This is a genomic window from Nocardioides lacusdianchii, assembly GCF_020102855.1.
GTDB lineage: Bacteria > Actinomycetota > Actinomycetes > Propionibacteriales > Nocardioidaceae > Nocardioides > Nocardioides lacusdianchii.
On the sequence record NZ_JADHZD010000001.1, the window covers coordinates 21535 to 39052 of the forward strand.

Annotated in this window: 17 protein-coding genes; 2 read left to right on the forward strand and 15 right to left on the reverse strand. The window is 69.6% G+C overall.

The window, feature by feature from the left end; translation table 11 throughout:
* Window positions 1-19 precede the first annotated feature (19 nt).
* Window positions 20-6280 carry a fibronectin type III domain-containing protein gene (locus IRX98_RS00130; RefSeq protein ID WP_224273042.1) on the reverse strand — a complete coding sequence of 2087 codons (6261 nt, stop codon included), beginning with the start codon at window positions 6278-6280 and terminating at the stop codon, window positions 20-22.
* Window positions 6281-6444: 164 nt separating this feature from the next.
* Here IRX98_RS00130 and IRX98_RS23250 point away from each other — a divergent pair, with 164 nt between their 5' ends.
* Window positions 6445-7623, forward strand: coding sequence for an FHA domain-containing protein (locus tag IRX98_RS23250; RefSeq protein WP_224273043.1), 1179 nt, complete (start codon window positions 6445-6447; stop codon window positions 7621-7623).
* Window positions 7620-9032, forward strand: coding sequence for a serine/threonine-protein kinase (locus IRX98_RS00140; protein ID WP_224273044.1), 1413 nt, complete (start codon window positions 7620-7622; stop codon window positions 9030-9032). Before IRX98_RS23250 ends, IRX98_RS00140 begins: the two co-directional genes overlap by 4 nt.
* Before the next feature lie 75 nt (window positions 9033-9107).
* Here IRX98_RS00140 and IRX98_RS00145 read toward each other — a convergent pair whose 3' ends face one another.
* From IRX98_RS00145 to rplN, 14 genes are all read right to left on the reverse strand, one after another.
* Window positions 9108-10139 (reverse strand): TerC family protein, encoded by a 1032-nt coding sequence (locus tag IRX98_RS00145; RefSeq protein ID WP_224273045.1) that lies wholly within the window; start codon window positions 10137-10139, stop codon window positions 9108-9110.
* 203 nt (window positions 10140-10342) lie between these two features.
* A complete protein-coding gene (map, locus tag IRX98_RS00150; RefSeq protein ID WP_224273046.1) occupies window positions 10343-11167 on the reverse strand; it encodes a type I methionyl aminopeptidase in 825 nt (274 codons plus the stop codon).
* Window positions 11168-11174: 7 nt separating this feature from the next.
* A complete protein-coding gene (locus IRX98_RS00155) occupies window positions 11175-11750 on the reverse strand; it encodes an adenylate kinase (protein WP_224273047.1) in 576 nt (191 codons plus the stop codon).
* A complete protein-coding gene (secY, locus tag IRX98_RS00160) occupies window positions 11751-13046 on the reverse strand; it encodes a preprotein translocase subunit SecY (RefSeq protein WP_224273049.1) in 1296 nt (431 codons plus the stop codon).
* Between the two features lie 200 nt (window positions 13047-13246).
* The gene (gene rplO / locus IRX98_RS00165) at window positions 13247-13687 is read right to left on the reverse strand and encodes a 50S ribosomal protein L15 (protein ID WP_224273050.1); all 441 of its coding nucleotides are present in this window, start codon (window positions 13685-13687) and stop codon (window positions 13247-13249) included.
* A 1-nt stretch (window position 13688) separates the two neighbouring features.
* Window positions 13689-13871, reverse strand: coding sequence for a 50S ribosomal protein L30 (gene rpmD, locus IRX98_RS00170; RefSeq protein WP_056599717.1), 183 nt, complete (start codon window positions 13869-13871; stop codon window positions 13689-13691).
* Window positions 13871-14491 carry a 30S ribosomal protein S5 gene (rpsE, locus tag IRX98_RS00175; protein WP_224273051.1) on the reverse strand — a complete coding sequence of 207 codons (621 nt, stop codon included), beginning with the start codon at window positions 14489-14491 and terminating at the stop codon, window positions 13871-13873. Before rpsE ends, rpmD begins: the two co-directional genes overlap by 1 nt.
* Before the next feature lie 46 nt (window positions 14492-14537).
* Window positions 14538-14921 carry a 50S ribosomal protein L18 gene (gene rplR / locus IRX98_RS00180; protein WP_207084063.1) on the reverse strand — a complete coding sequence of 128 codons (384 nt, stop codon included), beginning with the start codon at window positions 14919-14921 and terminating at the stop codon, window positions 14538-14540.
* Between the two features lies 1 nt (window position 14922).
* Window positions 14923-15465, reverse strand: coding sequence for a 50S ribosomal protein L6 (gene rplF / locus IRX98_RS00185; protein ID WP_224273052.1), 543 nt, complete (start codon window positions 15463-15465; stop codon window positions 14923-14925).
* A 34-nt stretch (window positions 15466-15499) separates the two neighbouring features.
* Window positions 15500-15919 (reverse strand): 30S ribosomal protein S8, encoded by a 420-nt coding sequence (gene rpsH, locus IRX98_RS00190; protein ID WP_224273053.1) that lies wholly within the window; start codon window positions 15917-15919, stop codon window positions 15500-15502.
* A gap of 85 nt (window positions 15920-16004) precedes the next feature.
* Window positions 16005-16190 carry a type Z 30S ribosomal protein S14 gene (locus IRX98_RS00195; RefSeq protein ID WP_056599702.1) on the reverse strand — a complete coding sequence of 62 codons (186 nt, stop codon included), beginning with the start codon at window positions 16188-16190 and terminating at the stop codon, window positions 16005-16007.
* 1 nt (window position 16191) lies between these two features.
* On the reverse strand, window positions 16192-16761 hold the full coding sequence (rplE, locus tag IRX98_RS00200) for a 50S ribosomal protein L5 (RefSeq protein WP_207084061.1): 570 nt from the start codon (window positions 16759-16761) through the stop codon (window positions 16192-16194).
* Window position 16762: 1 nt separating this feature from the next.
* On the reverse strand, window positions 16763-17116 hold the full coding sequence (gene rplX / locus IRX98_RS00205; protein ID WP_224273054.1) for a 50S ribosomal protein L24: 354 nt from the start codon (window positions 17114-17116) through the stop codon (window positions 16763-16765).
* 3 nt (window positions 17117-17119) lie between these two features.
* On the reverse strand, window positions 17120-17488 hold the full coding sequence (gene rplN, locus IRX98_RS00210) for a 50S ribosomal protein L14 (protein WP_056599693.1): 369 nt from the start codon (window positions 17486-17488) through the stop codon (window positions 17120-17122).
* Between the last annotated feature and the right edge of the window lie 30 nt (window positions 17489-17518).

Sequence of the window (17518 nt, forward strand, 5' to 3'; positions counted from 1 at the left end):
GGAGCGTGGCGGTGGGGCGTCAAGGGAACGACACGTCGAAACCGGCTGCGGTGTAGATGCTGGAGAAGGTGCACCGTCCCGAGACGCGCTGGCCCGAGGAGTAGAAAGGCGCCACCTGCCCCGAGAAGTCCCCGTCGCCGCTCGGGTCGCGGCGGAAGTCGAACTGGTCGAAGTCGCAGGACCAGCGGGTCTGCGGGGCACCCTCGGCGAACCTCACGGTCAGGAGGACATAGGCGCAGGAGTCCACGGTGCACTTCGTCTCGAGCGCTTGCGCACACGCGGGCTGGTCGGGGTTGTCGTCCTGGCAGCGCGCGCCACGGCCGATCGCGATGCTCGGGGTGGGGGGTGCTCCCGACGTCGCACTGCTTCTGCCCTCACGTTGACCTCTGTCGCCCGGGGCGTCGTCGTAGACGGTCACGAAGATCTCCTGCTCCTGCAGGTAGTTCGGCGTGGTGAAGGCCGGGGTGGTGAAGGTGAACGCGCCCACGCCCGTGGGACGGAAGGTCTGCACTGGCAGCTCCCTATCCCCATCATTACGGACCTGGTAGGCGACCACCGCGGGGTTGCCGTTGCTGCTGCCCGAGATCGTCCACTGGATCGACCTGCCGTTGACCGAGGACTGGATCGACAGTGGCGTGTCCCTGAGCGGACCGTAGGTCTGCACGTTCTGCACGCCACTGAGGGTGCACCCGACAGGCGCGTCCTCGTTGCACACCCGCAGCTGGACGGCGTACGCCTGCTCGTTGCCCGGCGTGGGGATCCTCACCGAGGCCGCGCCGGTCTGCTGCGGGAACGTGCGGACCACGAGGCCGGCGACCAGGATCTCGACCTTGCTGGTGCTGCCTCGGGAGTCGGGCACGGTGTAGGAGACCTCGGCCTCCTGGTTGGACCCGGTGGGCGCCACCTGGAAGGCGCCCCACGCGGCGGGCCGGCCGACGGCCTGGATCGCCGTGCCCTCGCTGGGGACTGAGCTGTTGGAGACATTGGCGGCGACGACACGGTAGGTATAGGTCCGGCCGTCGTAGGGCACCCCGCTGTGGATGCACGTCAGGGAGGTGATCCCCTGGCAGCCCGGCACGCCGGCGGTGGTGGCGCCGTTGCTGTAGCTCACCGAGTAGACGGTCGGGCCGGGGCCTTCCGGCATCACCGACTGCCACGCGATGCGCAGGTCGGTCTGGTTCGGGCCCGACTCGAGGTCGGCGACGGCGGGCGCTGCCGGGGGCGGGGGCGTGCCGAGCGGCTGGAACTCCGGCGACTGGCGCACCCCGGAGTAGCCGGCCTCGTTCTGGGCCTTGATGAAGAAGACGTACTTCGTGTTGTTGTCGAGCCCGCTCGCGGGGAAGCTGGTCTTGTCGCCGGGCACCGTCACGCCGTTGGGACTGCCGACGTAGGTGATCGTGTAGTCGATGATCTTGGACGTCGTCGTGGTCGGCTTGTCCCACGCGATCGTGATCGACCCGTCGCCCCGGTCGGTCATCCGGATGTCCTGCACGCGGCCCGGGGCCGTGTCGGCCTGCGCCGTCTTCGAGAGGTCGCTGAACTCGCTCGGACCGACGCGGTTGACCGCCTGCACCCGGAAGTTGTAGTTGCGGCCGTTCTCGAGGTTGCGGAAGACGCACTCGTTGGTGTCGCAGCGCTGCTTGGCGCCGGTCTTCTCCTCGCGGACCACGTAGTAGAGGACGGGCGCTCCGCCGTCGTCGTCCGGCGGCGGCCAACCCATCTCGACCGCTCCAGAGCGCTGGGCGTCAGGGTAGGGACGCGGCGCGCCGGGGGCCTCGGGAACGCCGACGACCTGGAACTCGATGCGCCCCTCGGCGCGACGCGAGCTCGGCGGGTCGTCGGTGGACACGTCGCTGACCACCAGCCGGAAGCTCGCCCGGACCCCGCGGGCGTCCTTGGCCGCGGTGAGCGTGAGCCGGCTGCCGCTGACCGAGGCGCGTACGCCGGGACTTCCGGTGTTGTCCACCGTCACGATCCTCGGGTCCGGGTCGGCCACCCCTGCCTGGAGGTAGGACGCGATGTCGAAGGTGCGGGTCTGGCCGGCCTCCATCGTCTCGACCCGGATCGGCTGCAGGCGCGGCGCCGGGGCCTGGTCGAGCAGGAATCGGATCTCTTGGGTGTTGCTGTCCTCCGCCTGCACGGTGAGGGACGCCTCGCCGCCCTCGGTCGCGGTGTCGGCCACCGTGATCGCGACGACCGAACCGTCGGGGTCGCCGACGTCCACGCCGTCGACTCCCTGGGACCACTCGGCGCTGTAGGACAGGCCAGCGACGTCGCGGGGGTCAGGGGTCGACACGGTGCAGAAGGTCGCGATGTCGAGGTCGTAGCGCTGGCCGGCCGTGATCGGCACCACCGTCGAGGGGCACTCCAGCGTCGGGGTGTCGTCGCCGACCTGGACCGGGATCGACAGCAGGACCGTCGCTCCGTCCTCGGTGGTCGAGGAGTCCTCGTTGCCGCTGGCGTTGCGCGCCGAGGTCACCTCGACGAGCAGCGCCCCCGGTCCGCGGAAGCCGGCGGCGGCGGACAGCGAGAAGCCGTTGTCGCCGTCGGGACCGACCTGCAGCTCCTGCGGCGACGCCGAGTAGGAGCGCCGTCCCGACGCCAGGCGTACGTCGGCACCGCCGGGCGCGGCGACGTAGTCGGAGATCCTGCCGGTCACCGTGTCCCCCGCGTCGAGCGTGATCTGGGCGTCCGGCAGGACGTAGGGCAGGCCGTTGCCGGTCGGCGGGATGTAGACCGAGGCCACGGCGGTGGCACCGTCGGCGTCACGCACCTCGAACGGCAGCACCTTCGGCGCCTCGCCGCGGTTGGCGCGGACCTCCACGCCGTCGACGACGCGGGCCGACGGGTCGCCGCCCACGCCGGTCACCTCGAGCGACTCGGCGTCGCCGTCGGGGTCGTAGGCGCCCTCGAGCACGTCGACCACGACGCTGCCGCTGTCGTCGGCGCGACCGAACGCGTCGTAGACGATCGGCGGGTTGTTGAAGCGGTCGGCCGTCTCGAGGGTCATCGTGGAGCGGGACTCGTTGAGCCCGTTGGTCACCCGGTAGACGAGGGTCGTGGGGGGGCCGTCGAGCGTGTCCGGCGCCGGCACCGTCACGAGGTTGGTCTCGGGGTCGAGACGAGCGCCGTCCGGCTTCTCGACCAGCTCGATCTCCACGGAGTCGCCCGGGGCGATGAAGTCGTTGGCGAGCGGGTCGAAGGTCGCCGTGCGCCCCGGCTCGACGGTGAGGCGGTCCTCGACGGCCAGTGGCGGCTGAGGCTGTCCCGGCTCCACCACGGCCACGCGCACGGTGCCGGTGGCGAAGGCACCCTGGGAGTCGACCACGGCGTAGGTGAACTCGTCGGTGCCGGTGGTGCGCGGGTAGGCCTGGTACTCGAGGACGTTGCCGCCGTAGGACACGATGCGCCCCAGCCGCGGGGCGGAGGTGATGCCGGTGACGGTGACCGGGTCGCCGTTGCGGTCCACCCCGACGCCGGGCACGCGGATCTTGACCTCGTCGCCGGAGACCACCCGACCCTCCAGGGTCGGCGGCTCGGGCGGGTCGTTGGGGTCGTCGGTCGGGATGACGGTCACCTGAAGGCGGCCGTTGGCGCGCTCGCCGTCGAGGTTCTGCGCGACGTAGGTGACGGTGTAGGTGTCACGCTCCTCGACCTGCTCGGGAGCGACGTAGCGCACGATGCGGCCCGACACGAACGCCTGGCCGACGTCGCCGGTCACGTCGATCGGCGCGACCACCTCGAGCTGGCCCGGGGCGGGGCTGTCCACCAGGTCGCCCAGCAGCGTCAGCCGGTCGCCCGACGGCGACACGTCGTTGTCGAGCACGGGCGCGGAGACGGAGGCGCCCGCGCGCACGACCACCCGGTCGGCCACCGTGATGGGCGTGTTGTCGGCCGGCTTGGGTCGCTGGGTCACCACGACCTCACCGCGTACGCCGGAGCTGGTGCCGTTGCTGATCGTATAGGAGACGGTCTGCGTCACCGCCGCTGCATCCGGGCGCAGCGCGGAGATCCGCAGCCACCGGCCGTCGATGATCGCCACGTCGAGGTCGCCGACCCTGTCGGCGGCGGCGCGCTGCACGACCAGGAGGCCCCCGGCGGGGTCGAGGTCGTTGGCCAGCACGTCGACGATGCCCGGGGCCTGGCCGTAGACCGTGAGCGTGTCGGGCATCGCGATGGGCTCCGCGGCCCGCTTGGGCCTGGGCTTCACGTCCACCCGGATGGTGCCCAGGTCGAGCGGGGCGTTGCCGTAGCCGGCGTTGTAGTTGAGGAAGAAGGTGCCGGCTCGCTCGCCCGTGAAGGTCAGCTGGCCCGCGTCGAGGTCGGAGACGACCTTCGCGCCCGGCTGCTGCGGTACCTTGCCCGCGAGCGAGAGCTCGGCGTTGGGCGCGTTGGGGTCCGAGCCCGGCAGGTCGTTGAGCAGGGGACGGATCTTGATCGGCTGCCCGACCTCGCCACGCACCACGTCGGGCTCGGCGCGGGGCGCGAAGGTCTTCTGGTCCTTGGGCGCCTGGACCTGGAACCCGATGGACTTGCGGACCGGCTCGGACCGGCCGTCGGTGACCGCGAACTCCACGCGCACCAGCTGCTGGCCCTGGGAGTCGGTCCTGGGCGCGGTGAAGCGGATCCGGCCGTCAGCCGTGGTCCGGGCCGACGCCCCGGTCGCCTCGCCGTTGACGGCCGTCGCCGAGTCCAGCAGCAGGGTGTCGCCGTCGCTGTCGTCGCGCCAGTCGGCGAGCACGGGGACGGACAACGCACCGCCGTGGGGGACCTTGTAGGTCGGCTTCTCGTAGCCCTCGCGCAGGTCCGGGGCCTCGTTCTGCAGCTCGCCACGCACCCTGACGTCGACGCTGGCGTTGGCCGCGACACCGTTGCGCCCGTCGTCGATGAAGTAGTCGAAGGTCGCGGGTCGCGCATCCTCCGGCATCTGCAGCACCAGCGTCTGGCCGTCGGGGCTGATCTCGACCCTGGCCCCGCCGCCGGGCTGGTCGACGTCGACGATGCTGAGGATCCGGCCCTCGGGGGCGGAGTCGTTGTCGAGCGGGTGCAGGACAGTGGTGCGACCGGCGCGCACGCCGTAGGAGTCGGGCTCGGCCCGGGGCGGGCGCTGGTCGGCGTCGGTCTGGTTCTCGTTCTCGTTCTCGTCGTCCTGGTTCTTCTTCTTCGAGGTGAAGGACTCCCAGTTGTCGATCCGCTGCGGACTGTCCTGCTGGACGTCCCACACCGTGCCGCTGTTGGCGTCGTTGAGCACGATCTCGTCCCGGTTGACCCGGAAGGCGAGGCTGGTGGCGTCGCCGCCCAGGGCGTCCTGGTTGACCTCGTCCGACCCACACTGCACGGCCACGGCACCCTCACCGCCGGACCAGGCGCCGAAGACGCAGGCGCCGAGGCGTACGGGCTCCACGGGCGTTCCGGACCTGTCGGAGATGGACGTGTCGTCGCCGGAGTCGAGGTCGACGCCCAGCAGTCCGTCGGGCGCACCCACGAGCACGGCGTCGGCGGAGGGGCCGGCCTGCTGGAGCACGCTGTCGACCGGCACAGTGGCGGTCGCGCCGCCGACGACGCTGAGCACGCCGGCGTCGGCGTCGAGGGTCACGATCCGGTCGCCGACCGTGGTCACCTGAGTGACCTGGCCGGCGCCGCCGGGCAGGTCGCGGGTCTCGGGCTCGGCGAACCCTGCGTCGCGGGGGGCCACCGTCGTGACGGTGCCCTCCTCCGAGGAGGTGACGACGATCGTGCCGTCCTGGGAGACGGCGAGCGCCGCGCCCTCACCGGCCTCGGCGATCGGGTCGGCCTGGCTGTCGACGGCGCTCATCACCGGCTTGCCCAGCTGGTCGTCGTAGCGCACGGCCCAGAACTGGCCGGTCTCCGCGTCGAGGCTGGCCAGGGTCGACCCGGCCATCTGCACGTCGCCTGCGGTGGGGATCGCGGCGGTGCCGCCGTCCTGGGACTCCAGCTTGCTGGTGTCGATGGCCTGGCCGCGGCTGGCGTTGGTGTTGATGCTGACGACGGCGGCGCCGTCCTGGACGACGTCGAGGCGCGTCCTGCCCTCGGGGCTCGGCACGACGCCGTCGAGCTGGTTGATCGGCTTGTTCAGCCGGCCCGACCAGCCCTTCTTGCCGTTGACGACCCAGATGCCGCCGTCGTTGAGCTCGGCCTCGTGCTTCTTGTAGCCGCTCGCCGTGACGGCATAGACGACGACCGCGCCGGTCGCGATGGTGAGCGCGACACCCGAGGCGATGCCCACCCGGTGCCGGCGCACGAAAGCCCCACGTGCCACGCCATTCCCCCTTGGCCACACCCGATGACGTGCGCCCGCCGCAGTCAACCACAGGAGGGTAAGTATGCAGTCGAGGTTCCGACAAGTCGGGACCTCCTGCGGCGGACGTGGACGATGGGTGATGATGGAGGCGTGGGCGTGCACGAGGGGAGCCGACGTTGATCGTGGAAGCGAGGTACACCGGGGGGACCGGTGTGCTGCTCGGCAGTGGCGCCCACTGGGTGCTGATGACCGACCCCGGCGACGAGCAGGTCGTGGAGGAGGTCTGGGAGGCCCTGTCCATGACCGCGCCGACCGGGGCCGGTGTGGTCGAGCGCGTGCTGGCAATCGTCGAGAAGGCCTTCGCGGGCGACCCTCCGGGACTCGCGGTCGTCGACTTCACCTCCGGTGCCTCCACGACGTTGTCGCGCGGTGCCGGGCACGTACGCCTGTCCGGACCGGCGCGGGTCCTGAGCCTGGACGCCGGGGCCGACCCCGAGGGCCTGTCGAGCACCCGGCGCCTCGTCGGCGGCGTGGTGGGCGCCGATCGTGTCGAGCTGCGGCCGTTGTCGGTCCGCACCGCGCCAGCGGTGCAGCAGGCCGAGACATCCGCAGCACCCGCGCCCGCAGGTGCTCCCCTCATCGACGGCATCCCGGCCGCGATCCTCGCCGCGAAGGGCCCGGACGGGCCTCCGCCGCGCACCCGGACCATGCGTCCGGCGCAGGACACCGGCTCGCTCACCGACACCTCCGAGCCCGACCCGCTGCTGGTGCAGCGCATCGAGGAAGGTGCCCACACCACGATCCGGCCGGCCTCCGCGCCCCACACCACCCCCGAGCCCGACGACCACGACGGGTCCACCACCTTCCGGCCCGCCCACCTCTCCCACCCGACCGCGCCCACGGTGCTGGCGGTGAGCTGCCCGCTCGGCCACCTCACGCCCCCGGCCTCGCCGCAGTGCCGCGTCTGCCACCAGCGGGTCGCGCCGCAGGAGCCGCGGCGCGTGGACCGGCCGCCGCTCGGTGGCCTGCGCCTGCCGACCGGGGAGGTCGTGCCGCTCGACCGTGGCGTCATCCTGGGCCGCAAGCCCGCGCCGGCCAAGGACAGCACCGACTGGCCGCACCTGGTGCACCTGCCCGCCGACCACTCGTTCGTCTCGCGCCGGCACCTGCAGATCGAGCTCGACGGCTGGGACGTGGTGGCCCGCGACCTCGACAGCCGCGGCGGCACCACCATCGCCCTGCCCGGGCGGGAGCCGCAGCGCATGACGGCCGGCGACGCCTATGTGCTCGAGGCAGGTACGGTCCTCGACATGGCGCACGTCTACGCGGTCCGCTACGAGACGGGGGCGACCGCCCGGTGAGCGCTCCGGTCATCCCCGGGTTCGCGTTCGTCGAGCACCTGGGCAGCGGCGGCTTCGCCGACGTGTTCCTCTACGAGCAGCAGTGGCCGCGCCAGCGGGTCGCGGTGAAGGTCGTGCGTCCCGACGTGCCCCTCACCGACCGCGAGAAGTACCTCTTCACCGCCGAGGCCAACGCGATGGCCCGCCTGGCCGACCACCCCTACATCGTCTCGGTGATCACCGCCGGCGTCACGGCGGAGGGCGGCCGGCCGTTCCTGGTCATGCGCTACTGCCCGCCGCCGGACCTGGGGATCCGGGTGCGCTCCAACCCGATGGCGCCGGTCGACGCCGTCGCCACCGGCATCAAGCTGGCCAGCGCCATCGAGACCGCCCACCGCTCGGGCATCCTGCACCGCGACATCAAGCCGAGCAACGTGCTCGTGACGACCTACCACGAGCCGGCCCTCACCGACTTCGGCATCGCCGGCCACATGGCCGACGTGGAGGGCGACAACGACGTCAGGATCTCCTACCCCTGGTCGCCGCCCGAGCTCCTCGACGGCCGTTCCAACGGATCGGTGGCCTCCGACGTCTACTCGCTCGGCGCCACGATCTGGCACCTGTTGGTGGGGCGCTCGCCCTTCTCCATCCCCTCCGGCGACAACTCCACCCGGGCGCTGAGCGCGCGCATCCTGCATGCCGCTCCCCCGGCCACCCAGCGACCCGACGTGCCGCCCGCCCTCGACCGCCTGCTCCAGCAGTGCCTGGCCAAGCGCCCCGAGCACCGGCCCTCCAGCGCGCTCGAGCTCGCCCGCGCGCTCCAGCGCATCGAGTCGGCCGCCGGCTGGGCACGCACCGCGGTCGCGGTGGAGGGCGACCGGCCCGACTCCTCGGTTGCGGCACCCGAGGTCCCGGAGTCCCCCGAGGACGCCACCGCGATGAAGCCGGTGACCGTCATCTCCGCCAGCGGACCGCGCCGCATCGCTCCGCAGGTCTCCACCCCGCCCACCGACGAGGACGAGCAGGACCGCAGCCGGGTCTCGGGCCTCGTGTGGGCCGGTGTCGGTGCGGCCGTGCTCGCACTCGTCGTGGGCTACCTGGTCCTCGGCGGCGGGGGTGAGCGCGAGGAGGACCCGGGAGTCGTGCTCCCGTCCGGCTCCCAGACGCCGAGCGCCGTCGTGCCGGACGTGCTGACCGAGGCGCCGAGCCTCACCGGGGCTCGTACGCCGCGCGGTGTGCTCTTCGAGTGGCGTCCACCGGTCCCCCCCGAGCCGGGCGACTCCTTCAGCTATCGCCGCGACGACACCGGCGCCTACGGCAGCACCACACGGCAGCAGCTGCTGGTGCGCACCGACGAGCCGATCTGCCTCGACGTGCGGATGACGCGTGGGTCGGACAACTCCCCCACCGCCTCGGAGTGCGTCACCTGACCGGAGGGTGACGTGCCGATGCCCCGGCGCGCTCGTGGTGAGCGCACCGGGGCGGCGTAGGGCTGCGTCAGGGCGTCAGTCGTCCTGGAAGTCGCGGCGCGGACCCGACTTCGCGTCCTGCTCCGCGGCGGACATCCGGCTGGACGCCCACAGCGACAGCACCGCGGTGATCGCCAACGTGGCGATGATGACCACGAGCGAGAGCCAGATCGGGATCTCGAGCCACGGGTAGTCGAGGTGCTGGCCACCGTTGATGAAGGGCAGCTCGTTCTCGTGGAGCGCGTGCATGAACAGCTTCACGCCGATGAAGGCGAGCAGGAAGGCCAGGCCGTACGACAGGTAGATCAGGCGCTGGAGCAGGCCACCGATGAGGAAGTAGAGCTGGCGCAGGCCCATCAGCGCGAAGATGTTGGCCGTGAGCACCAGGTAGGGCTCCTTGGTGATGCCGAAGATCGCCGGGATCGAGTCGAGGGCGAACAGCAGGTCGGTGGTGCCGAGCGTCAGGATCACGATGAACATCGGGGTGATCATCCGCTTGCCGTTGTCGACGGTGAACAGGCTCTTGCCGTGCCACTCCGAGGTGGCCGGGAAGCGACGCTCGATGAAGGCGACGAGCTTGTTCTCCTCGAACTCGTCCTCGTCCTCGTCCTCGGCGCCCTCCTTGGCCAGCTTGACCGCCGTGTAGACCAGGAAGATGCCGAAGAGGTAGAAGATCCAGCTGAAGTTGCTGATGGCCGCGGCACCGACGGCGATGAAGATCGCGCGCATGACCAGCGCCATCACGATGCCGATCATCAGGGCGTACTGCTGCAGCTCCCGCGGCACGGCGAACTTCGCCATGATGATGATGAAGATGAAGAGGTTGTCGATGGAGAGCGAGTACTCCACGAGCCAGCCGGAGTAGAACTCCAGGGCCGACGTGCCACCCGAGGTGTACCAGACGCCGAGGCCGAACAGGACGGCCATGCCGACGTAGATGGAGAGGTAGGTCGCGCACTCCTTCATGCTCGGCTCGTGCGGGCGGCGCCCGACGACGGCGAGGTCGAAGGTGAAGATCGCGAGGGTCACCACGGCCGTGGCGATCCAGACCCAGGTGGGGACGTCCACTCTGTTGCTCCTTGGGATGGGTGGGGTGCGGGTCCGCGCAGCACGCGGACGCCGGAGGTCTCTTCCGCTCGCGTCAGCGCGAACCAGTGGCACCGGGCCCTGCTCGCGCAAGGGCCGTGCTGACGACACCACCACTACGGGGAATACTCCCCTCCAACCCGCTCAGTCTTCCACGCACCCCTGGCGGGACGTGAAATCGCCGTTCAGCGTCCGCCGAATGGGACACCCAGCGCGGCGAGCCGCTGCTCGCCGCCGTCCACGGCGGTGAGCACCCACATGCCGGTCGGCGTGACGGTGAAGGTGTGCTCGAAGTGGGCGGCGTACGAGCCGTCGACGGTCGCCACGGTCCACTCGTCCTCGAGGAGGTCGGTGTGCTTGCTGCCGAGCGTCACCATCGGCTCGACGGCCAGCGCCAGGCCCTCGACGATCGAGGGGCCGCGGCCGCGACGCCCGAAGTTCGGCACGTTGGGGGCCATGTGCATCTCGGTGCCGATCCCGTGGCCGGTGTAGTCCTCGAGGATGCCGTAGCGCCCCTCGGAGCGGACGTGCGACTCGATCGCGTGGCTGATGTCGCTCACCCGCCCGCCGAGCCGGGCAGCGGCCATGCCGCGCCACAGCGACTCCTCGGTGACCCGCAGGAGCTCGCGGACGTCGTCGGCGATCTCGCCGACCGGGACGGTGATGGCTGCGTCGCCGTGCCACCCCTCGACGATCGCGCCGCAGTCGATGGAGATCACGTCACCGTCGGCGAGCACGCGGTCCCCGGGGATGCCGTGCACGACCTCGTGGTTGACCGAGGCGCAGATCGTCGCCGGGAAGGGCGGGTGGCTGTAGCCCTTGAACGACGGGATGCCGCCGTGGTCGCGGATGTTGGCCTCCGCGAGCGTGTCGAGCTGGAGCGTCGTCACCCCGGGGCGGACCGCAGCGCGCAGGAGCTCGAGGGTCTCCCCCACGAGTCGGCCGGCGACCCGCATCAGGTCGATCTGCTCGGGGGTCTTGATCTCGATCCCGCGGTCGCGGAAGCCCACGGCAGGCTCAGCTCTGCGGGATCGCGTCGAGAGCGGCGAAGATGCGGGCCGTCACGTCGTCGACCTCACCCATCCCGTCGACCTCGATGAGGATGCCGCGCTCGCGGTAGACACCGATGAGCGGCTCGGTCTGCTCGGAGTAGACCTCCTGCCGGCGCCGGATGACGTCCTCGGTGTCGTCGGCACGACCGTCGGTCTGCGCGCGCTGGAGCAGGCGCTGCACGAGCTCCTCGGGGTCGACCGTCAGCACCACGACGGCGTCGAGCTGGTGACCGGTGAAGCCGATCATCCCGTCGAGCTCGGTGACCTGCGCGAGGGTTCGCGGGTAGCCGTCGAGCAGGAAGCCCGGGCGGGCGTCCTCCTCGTCGATCCGGTTGCGGACCATGCGGTTGGTGACCTCGTCGGGGACGTACTCACCGGCGTCCATGTAGCCCTTGGCCTCCACGCCGAGCGGCGTGTTCTGCGAGACGTTGGCCCGGAAGATGTCGCCGGTGGAGATCGCCGGCACGCCGAAGTGGTCGGCCACGAAGCGGGCCTGCGTGCCCTTGCCCGCACCCGGCGGGCCCATGAGGATGAGTCTCATCTACTTCAGGAATCCTTCGTAGTTTCGCTGCTGGAGCTGGCTCTCGATCTGCTTCACCGTGTCGAGCGCGACGCCGACCATGATGAGGATCGAGGTGCCTCCGAACGGGAAGTTCTGGCTGGCCTCGATCGCTGCGAAGGCGATCAGGGGCACGAGCGAGATCAGGCCGAGGTAGATCGCTCCAGGGAACGTGATGCGGGACAGGACGTAGGACAGGTAGTCCTCGGTCGGCTTGCCCGCCCGGATCCCGGGGATGAAGCCGCCGTACTTCTTCATGTTGTCCGCCACCTCGACAGGGTTGAAGGTGATCGAGACGTAGAAGTACGTGAAGAAGATGATCAGCGCGAAGTAGGTGATCATGTAGAGCGGGTGGTCGCCGCCCACGAGGTAGGTGCCGATGAAGTCCAGCACGGGGTTGCTGGTCTCGGGGTTGAACTGCACCGCCATCGCCGGCAGGTAGAGCAGCGACGAGGCGAAGATGACCGGGATGATGCCGGCCTGGTTCACCTTGAGCGGGATGTAGGTCGAGTTGCCGCCGAACATCTTGCGCCCGACCATGCGGCGGGCGTACTGCACCGGGATGCGCCGCTGCGCCTGCTCGATGAAGATGACGGCCGCGACGAGGATCAGGCCGATGACCATCACGACGCCGAAGACGAGCCAGCCGCGGGAGGTCTGCACGCCCCACAGGGCGGCCGGGAACGTCGCGACGACCTGGGTGAAGATCAGGATCGACATGCCGTTGCCGATGCCGCGGTCGGTGATGAGCTCACCGAGCCACATGATCACGGCCGTGCCGGCGGTCATCGTGACGACCATGATCAGGAAGGTGCTGGTGCCGTTGTCGTGGAGCAGGTCGCGGGTGCAGCCCTCGAGAAGCGCGCCGTTGCGCGCGAGGGCCACGATGCCGGTCGCCTGGAGCACCGCGAGGCCCAACGTCAGGTAGCGCGTGTACTGGGTGATCTTGGCCTGACCGGCCTGACCTTCCTTCTTCAGCGCCTCGAGCCGTGGGATCACCACGACGAGCAGCTGCAGGATGATCGAGGCCGTGATGTAGGGCATGATCCCCAGCGCGAAGATGGTGAGCTGGAGCAGCGCACCACCGGAGAAGAGGTTGATGAGGCTGTAGAGCCCACCCTCCTCCAGCTGGCTGATGCAGGCCTGGACGTTGGCCACGTTGACACCCGGGGTGGGCACCTGAGAGCCGAGCCGGAAGATCGTGATGATCAGCAGCACGAACAGCAGCTTGCGCCGCAGGTCCGGCGTCCGGAAAGCGTTGGCGAACGCGCCTAGCACTGGTTCCTCTTTCGTAAGGGTGCCCAACCAGGATCGGCGGGCGGACGAGGGTCCCGCACCGTTGCACGGCGCGAAGCCCGGGGAAGCCTAACAGTCGGGGTCGGACCCGCTTCCCCCCGAGACACAAGGAGAACGACGAAGGCCCGGCCGACAGTTCCCACTGTGCGGCCGGGCCTTCATCAGATGAGCGATCTGTGGCCTCAGGCCACGGTCGCGGTGCCGCCTGCAGCCTCGATCTTCTCCTTGGCGGAGGACGAGAACGCGTTGGCGCTGACCTGGACGGCCACCGAGATGTCACCCTGGCCCAGCACCTTGACGGGCTGGCCCTTGCGGACCGCGCCCTTGGCGACGAGGTCGGCGACGGTCACGGTGCCGCCCTCGGGGAAGAGCTCCCCGAGGCGGTCGAGGTTGACGACCTGGAACTCCACGCGGAAGGGGTTCTTGAAGCCCTTCAGCTTGGGCAGGCGCATGTGGATCGGCATCTGGCCACCCTCGAAGGCGACCGGAACCTGGTAGCGCGCCTTGGTGCCCTTGGTACCACGGCCGGCAGTCTTGCCCTTCGAGGCCTCACCGCGACCCACACGGGTCTTCGCGGTCTTGGCACCCGGAGCGGGACGCAAGTGGTGCAGCTTGAGCGTCATGTCACTCCACCTCCTCGAACGTCACCAGGTGACGGACGGTGTTGATCATGCCCCGGATCTCCGGGCGGTCTTCCTTGACGACGACGTCGCCGATCCGCTTGAGACCGAGCGAGCGGAGCGTCTCGCGCTGGTTGGCCTTCAGGCCGACCAGGCCGCGCTTCTGCTGGACCTTGAGCTGTGCCATTACTGCTGCACCCCCGCCGTCGCCTCGAGCTGGCCCTCGGCGCGCGCACGGAGCAGCGCAGCCGGGGTGACGTCCTCGACCCGCATGCCGCGGCGAGCAGCCACGGCCTCGGGCTCCTCGAGCATCCGCAGGGCCTCGACCGTCGCGTGGACGATGTTGATCTGGTTGGACGAGCCGAGCGACTTGCTCAGCACGTCGTGGATGCCGGCGCACTCGAGCACCGCTCGCACCGGACCACCGGCGATCACACCGGTACCGGGAGCGGCGGGACGCAGCAGGACGACGCCTGCGGCCTTCTCGCCCTGCACCGGGTGCGGGATGGTGCCCTGGATGCGGGGGACCTTGAAGAAGTGCTTCTTGGCCTCCTCGACACCCTTGGCGATCGCGGCCGGAACTTCCTTGGCCTTGCCGTAGCCGACGCCGACCAGTCCGTCACCGTCGCCGACGATCACGAGGGCGGTGAAGCTGAAGCGACGACCACCCTTCACGACCTTGGCGACACGGTTGATCGCCACGACTCGCTCGATGTAGACAGACTTCTCGGCCTGGCCACGACCGTTGTCGCGTCCGCGACGGTCGCCCGAGCCACCGCTGCGCTGTCCGCGCTGGGCTCCGCTCATGAGATGTGCTCCATATCTAAGTTCTCTCTCTGGTCGCGTGAGGCGATCAGAAGGACAATCCGCCCTCCCGGGCGGCATCGGCGAGGGCCGCGATGCGACCGTGGTACTTGTTCCCGGCACGGTCGAAGACGACGTCCTCGATCCCGGCCGCCTTGGCGCGGGAGGCGACGAGCTCGCCGACCTTCTTCGCCTTGGCGGTCTTGTCGCCGTCGGTGCCGCGGACGTCGGCCTCCATCGTGGAGGCGTAGGCCAGCGTGGCGCCCTGGAGGTCGTCGACGACCTGCACCGAGAGGTGCTTGGCCGACTTGGTGACCACCAGGCGCGGACGCTCGGCGGTGCCGTTGATGCGCTTGCGACCACGCGCCTGTCGGCGCAGCCGGGCACGGACGCGGTTCGCGGTGTGCTTGTTGTTGCTCAGCGAGATCGCCATGTCACTTACCGGCCTTTCCGACCTTGCGACGGATGTGCTCGCCGGCGTAGCGCACGCCCTTGCCCTTGTAGGGCTCGGGCTTGCGGAGCTTGCGGATCTTGGCCGCAGTCTCTCCGACGAGCTGCTTGTCGATGCCGACGACACCGAGCTTGGTCGGGCCCTCGACGGTGAAGGTGATGCCCTCGGGGGCGTCGAAGATGATCGGGTGCGAGTAGCCGAGCTGGAACTCCAGCTGGGTCGGCCCCTTCGGCAGGACGCGGTAACCCACGCCCACGATCTCGAGCTTCTTCTCGTAGCCCTCGGTGACACCCACCACCATGTTGTTGATGAGCGTGCGGGTCAGGCCGTGGAGCGAGCGGCTGTTGCGCTCGTCGTCGGGACGCTGCACCTCGAGGATGCCGTCCTCGCCCTTGGCGACCGTGATCGGGGACGCGATGGTGTGGGACAGGGTGCCCTTGGGGCCCTTGACCGTCACCAGCGACTCGTCGATCGCGACGTCGACACCGGACGGGACCGCGATGGGGAGCTTGCCAATGCGCGACATGCTTCTCTCTCTTCCTGGTCTCAGTTGGTCCGGGTCACCAGACGTAGGCGAGGACTTCGCCGCCCACGCCCTTCTGGTTCGCCTGGCGGTCGGTCAGCAGTCCCTGCGACGTCGAGATGATCGCGACGCCGAGGCCACCGAGGACCTTGGGCAGGTTGGTGCTCTTGGCGTAGACGCGCAGGCCGGGCTTGCTGATGCGGCGTACGCCGGCGATCGAGCGCTCCCGGTTGCGGCCGTACTTCAGCGTCACGGTCAGCGTCTTGCCGACGGCGGGCTCGCCCTCGGCGGACAGGTTGTCGGCCACGTCGTAGGAGGTGATGTAACCCTCCTGCTTGAGGATCTCCGCGAGGCCGGCCTTCATCTTGCTGTAAGGCATCGACACCACGTCGTGGTACGCCTGGTTGGCGTTGCGCAGACGCGTGAGCATGTCTGCGATCGGGTCAGTCATCGTCATGATGGGTTCTTTCTCGTCGTGGTTTCGAGCGGCACACGGCCGGCCCGACCTTCAACGTGTTGAGGTGGTTACCAGGAGACCGTGGTCACCAGGAGGACTTGGTGACTCCGGGCAGCTCGCCGCGGTGTGCCATCTCGCGCAGGCAGATGCGGCACAGGCCGAACTTGCGGTAGACGGACTTCGGACGGCCGCAGCGCTGGCAGCGGGTGTAGCCGCGGACAGCGAACTTCGGCTTGCGAGCGGCCTTGACCTTGAGGGAAGTCTTCGCCATGTCAGTTCTCCTTGAACGGGAAGCCGAGCTGCTTGAGCAGCGCACGACCCTCGTCGTCATTGGTGGCGGTGGTCACGATGGTGATGTCCATGCCACGCGACCGGTCGATCTTGTCCTGGTTGATCTCGTGGAACATGACCTGCTCGGTGAGACCGAACGTGTAGTTGCCGCGACCGTCGAACTGCTTCGGCGAGAGACCGCGGAAGTCACGGATGCGGGGCAGCGCCAGGGACAGCAGGCGGTCGAGGAACTCCCACATGCGGTCGCCGCGCAGCGTGACGTGCGCACCGATCGGCATGCCCTCGCGCAGCTTGAACTGCGCGATGGACTTGCGGGCCTTCGTCACGGCCGGCTTCTGGCCGGTGATCGCGGTGAGGTCGCGGATGGCGCCCTCGATCAGCTTGGAGTCGCGAGCAGCCTCGCCGACGCCCATGTTGACCACGATCTTGGTCAGGCCGGGGACCTGCATGATGTTGGCGATGTCGAACTCGGTGCGCAGGGCGGGGACGATCTCCTCGCGGTAGCGCGCCTTGAGCCGAGGAATCTCGGTGGTCTGGGTGGTCTCGGCCATCTCAGATCTCCTTGCCGGTCTTGCGGGACACGCGGACCGAGCGGCTGGCGGTGTAGGTCGAGCCGTCGGGACGGCGCTTGGTGACCTCGTCGCGGCGGAAGCCGACGCGGGTGACGCCGTCACCCTCGACCAGCATCACGTTGGACACGTGGATCGGCGCCTCGCGGGTGATGATGCCCCCGGTCGTGCCGGTCTGCTGGACGGACTTGGTGTGGCGCTTGACGAGGTTGACGCCCTCGACGATCAGCCGGTCCTCCTCGCGGAGCACCGAGATGACCTTGCCCTGGGCACCCTTGTCCTTGCCGGCGATGACCTTGACGGTGTCGCCCTTCTTGATGTTCATGCTCTTACCCATCTCTCACAACACCTCCGGGGCGAGCGAGATGATCTTCATGAAGCGCTTCTCGCGCAGCTCACGACCGACGGGGCCGAAGATGCGCGTGCCGCGCGGCTCACCGTCGTTCTTGAGGATGACGGCGGCGTTCTCGTCGAATCGGATGTAGGAACCGTCGGCGCGGCGACGCTCCTTGACGGTGCGTACGACCACGGCCTTGACGACGTCGCCCTTCTTGACGTTGCCACCGGGGATCGCGTCCTTGACGGTGGCGACGATGACGTCACCGATGCCGGCGTAGCGACGCCCAGAGCCACCGAGAACACGGATGCAGAGGATCTCCTTCGCACCGGTGTTGTCGGCGACCTTGAGTCGCGACTCCTGCTGGATCATTGGTTTCTCCTGGTTGTCGAGCTGGTTCTC